Annotated in this window: 4 protein-coding genes; 2 read left to right on the forward strand and 2 right to left on the reverse strand. The window is 68.5% G+C overall.

The window, feature by feature from the left end; translation table 11 throughout:
* Positions 1-375: helix-turn-helix domain-containing protein (locus ACWCSD_RS52855; protein WP_449927585.1), on the reverse strand; the 375-nt coding region annotated here is incomplete at its 3' end.
* 152 nt (positions 376-527) lie between these two features.
* Between ACWCSD_RS52855 and ACWCSD_RS52860 the strand changes: the two genes are divergently transcribed.
* Both ACWCSD_RS52860 and ACWCSD_RS52865 read left to right on the forward strand, forming a co-directional pair.
* Complete coding sequence (locus ACWCSD_RS52860) at positions 528-743, forward strand: hypothetical protein (protein WP_449927588.1); 216 nt, start codon at positions 528-530, stop codon at positions 741-743.
* On the forward strand, positions 740-931 hold the full coding sequence (locus ACWCSD_RS52865) for a hypothetical protein (RefSeq protein ID WP_357970093.1): 192 nt from the start codon (positions 740-742) through the stop codon (positions 929-931). The genes ACWCSD_RS52860 and ACWCSD_RS52865 overlap by 4 nt, the downstream gene beginning before the upstream one ends.
* Here the strand turns inward: ACWCSD_RS52865 and ACWCSD_RS52870 are convergent.
* Positions 891-1,192: GntR family transcriptional regulator (locus ACWCSD_RS52870; RefSeq protein ID WP_449927591.1), on the reverse strand; the 302-nt coding region annotated here is incomplete at its 5' end. The two genes, ACWCSD_RS52865 and ACWCSD_RS52870, sit on opposite strands and share 41 nt — an antisense overlap.

The following is a 1,192-nucleotide window of genomic DNA, read 5'->3' on the forward strand; positions in this document are numbered from 1 at the left end:
CCCCAGCAGGCGGACCATCGCGGCGTCGTCGGCGAGAAACAATCCGCTGTAGACCAGGACGCCGATGTCCTGGGACGCGGCGGTGAACAGACGTCCCCACGCGTCCCGGGGTACGGCCCAGCGGTGCGGATAGATGGCCAGGACCTCGCTCTCGGAGGCGGCGACCACCTGCTCGCGCGACAGAGCCTGCGGCCACAGGTACGTCTCGTCCACACCCAGGTACGAAGCTGTAGCAAACCGGTGCTTACGGTACGGCTCTCGCCCCTTGGTGATCCACCGCTCGACAGTCTTGGGATCGACCTCAATCGCCTCGGCCAGGTCCGCGACGCTCACGCCCTTTTGCAACAGGGCCGCGCGTAGCCGTTCGTTCGCCATCTCACCTGCTCCCAAGGACGTCCGGGGACCTGGACATCGTAGGCCGAACGTCTTGAACATGTCCCGTCGTGTAGTGATCTCGTCCTGACACTGCGTCGCATCCTCGGTTGCACAACGCCACAACGGCAGCGACCGAAGGAGGAGATGCACCCATGAACAACGAGATCACCATCCCCGCCGAGACGCCCTCGTGCGACTGCGGCAACGCCCTGACCGAGGGGCAGACCCAGTGCTCCAAGTGCCTGGCGCGAAGCCGGTGGGCGCGTAAGGAGCGGTCCCGGAACCGGCGTAACCGGCGACGGACGGAGACCAGGCGTCCCCCGCGCGGTCCCCGCAGCGCGTTCGCGATGGGGGTGAGCTGGACGTGAGCTGGCTCCCGCTGATCATCGCCGCCCTGTTGAGCACGACCCTGCTCGTCGGCTACGTCATGGTCCTGGTCGGCATCCGCCGCCAGGACAAGGCCCTGAGCCTGCGCCGGCACCCCGGTGGGGCCTCGGCCTCGCTGGCTCGGAAGGTCACCGGCTGCTACGTCCGGGACGGCGTGACGTGGACGTAGCCAACTGCTCCTCGACCTTCGCGAGACGTACCGACAAGTCCCGCACGGCGGCGCGCAGCTCGGCCACGTCGGCCTGCTCGTCGCCGGCGGGGCGCTCCTCCGCATCCCGGACGAACACGCCCTTGCCCTGCTGGCCGATCACCAGACCCTCGTTGCGCAGGATGCCGACGGCCATCTTCACCACGCTCAGCGAGGCGTCGTACTGCTCGGCGAGTTGCGCGGTGGACGGCAACGGGGTTCCGGGCGCCAGAGATCCGCCGT

It is taken from the genome of Nonomuraea sp. NPDC001684, assembly GCF_053596515.1.

What these genes read in the sequence shown, in the direction of transcription:
- ACWCSD_RS52860 (WP_449927588.1), top strand. Translation starts at nt 528, where the DNA reads ATGAACAACGAGATCACCATCCCCGCCGAGACGCCCTCGTGCGACTGC.